Annotated in this window: 3 protein-coding genes; 1 reads left to right on the top strand and 2 read right to left on the bottom strand. The window is 62.3% G+C overall.

Annotation, left to right across the window (positions count from 1 at the left end):
* Positions 1–161: 161 nt before the first annotated feature.
* Positions 162–530, bottom strand: coding sequence for a DUF2255 family protein (locus Q4G22_RS15655; RefSeq protein WP_303386819.1), 369 nt, complete (start codon positions 528–530; stop codon positions 162–164).
* 54 nt (positions 531–584) lie between these two features.
* A complete protein-coding gene (locus tag Q4G22_RS15650) occupies positions 585–1,478 on the bottom strand; it encodes a LysR family transcriptional regulator (RefSeq protein WP_303386818.1) in 894 nt (297 codons plus the stop codon).
* 137 nt (positions 1,479–1,615) lie between these two features.
* Here Q4G22_RS15650 and Q4G22_RS15755 point away from each other — a divergent pair.
* On the top strand, positions 1,616–1,758 hold a 143-nt coding region (locus tag Q4G22_RS15755; protein WP_368661486.1), incomplete at its 3' end, for a twin-arginine translocation signal domain-containing protein.

The raw sequence follows: 1,758 nt of genomic DNA, 5'->3' as shown, positions 1-1,758 counted from the left end.
TCGGTGACGATCTCGACCGTCCAGTCATCGGTCGTCATCCGGGCAAGCGGGGTCTCGGTCAGGCCCTGCCCGATGACGGGAGATGCCAGCACGGCGGCAAGCGCGGCTGCGTGAAAAGCCCGGCGAAAGATCATGTGCATCTCCTTTCCTGACGGCAGATCTTAACGCGGCACGATCCTGATGGTTGCCGCATGGGTGCGGGGGCTGATCATCGGCGCAAGATAGCTGCTGCCCGCATATTTCGCTCGATAGGCCGCATCTATAAGGTCGTCCAGCGCGGTATCCACGGTCTCGAACCCGACCTGACGGGTTTCGCCCGCTGCGATGATCTGGCCCGCCTTCTGCCCGACCGCCGCCCGATACCAGCGTGACGCCTGGCCACTATAGGCGCGGACATAAAGATCGCCATCCACCGCGACGCACCAGATCCATGTCGGCGTGCCGTAGGTGGTTCCATCTTCGCGCAGCGGCGCGATCTTCAGATCGTCCGCAGTGACGATGGCCTGCAACTCCTGAGGTGACCACTTCATTCCGTTCTCCATGACAGTGCGCAGGGACATTTCCGCATATCATGTGCCGTTTTCCTACCCCCTTTCCCGCAGCGCCTCGACCAATGCGGTAAAGGCGGGCGAGGATTGCCTTCGGCTGGGGTAATACAGGTAAAACCCGCCCCAATAGGCGCAGAACGGTTCCAGCACGCGGATCAGGCGGCCGTCGGCCAGATGGTCGGCGACGATGGCTTCCGGCACATAGGTCAGGCCGAACCCGGCCACGGCGGCGTCGCGCATCTCGTAAACGCTGCTGAAGGTTACTTGCCCCTCGACGCGGACGCGGATGTCTTTGCCATTTTCCTCGAAATCCCAGGCCCATAGCCCGCCATGTGTGGGCAGGCGCAGGTTGATGCAGCGGTGATCGGCCAGATCGGCGGGGCATTGCGGCGCGGGGTGATCGGCAAGATAGGACGGCGCGCCCACCACCGCAAAACGCTGATCCGCGCTGATCCGGGCCGAGATCATATCCTGCGCCAGCGCCTCGCCCAGCCGCACGCCTGCGTCATAGCGTTCGGCCACGATGTCCACGAAGCTGTTGTTATATTCCAGATCGACATGAATATCGGGGTTGTCGCGCAGAAACGGCACCAGCTTTGGCCAAAGGATATGCCGGATCGGATAGTCCGAGGCGGTGATGCGGATCGTCCCGGCGGGCGTATCGCGCAGATCGCCAAGCGCCTCGATCTGCGCCTCGATCCCCTCGAAATGCGGGCTGATGCCGTCAAACAGCCGTTCCCCCGCCTCGGTCAGCGAGACAGACCGCGTGGTCCGCATCAGCAGGCGCAGGCCCAGCCGTTCCTCAAGCTGGCGCATCGCATGGCTGAGCGCCGAGGGCGACACGCCAAGGATCGCCGCCGCGCGGGTAAAGCTGCGCTCTTGCGCGATGGCCAGAAAGGCGCGCAGATCGTGGATATTGTTGCGCGGCATCGGCGGTCCTTTCGCGGGCTGATTGCTGAGAATTATTCACAAGCGTATGAAATAATCCATGTCTAATCATCGGCAGGCCCTTGCCTTATTTCTTTCCCAGAACCGCAATCCTGCGGAACCTGTTGAAAGGACCTGCCATGGACCGCACCACCCTCAACCGCCGCAACCTGCTGCAACTGACCGGCGCAAGCGCACTTGCCCTTGGGGCGGGTTCGATCATCACCACCTCTACCGCAAAGGCACAGACCATGACCACAGAATGGGACAAGACCTTCCCGCA

The organism is Paracoccus sp. (in: a-proteobacteria) (genome assembly GCF_030538655.1).
Taxonomy (GTDB): Bacteria; Pseudomonadota; Alphaproteobacteria; order Rhodobacterales; family Rhodobacteraceae; genus Paracoccus.
Note: the sequence above shows the minus strand (reverse complement) of the source record. Positions and strands in the feature narration are given on the sequence as shown.

What these genes read in the sequence shown, in the direction of transcription:
- Q4G22_RS15655 (WP_303386819.1), bottom strand. Translation starts at nt 530, where the DNA reads ATGAAGTGGTCACCTCAGGAGTTGCAGGCCATCGTCACTGCGGACGAT.
- Q4G22_RS15650 (WP_303386818.1), bottom strand. Translation starts at nt 1,478, where the DNA reads ATGCCGCGCAACAATATCCACGATCTGCGCGCCTTTCTGGCCATCGCG.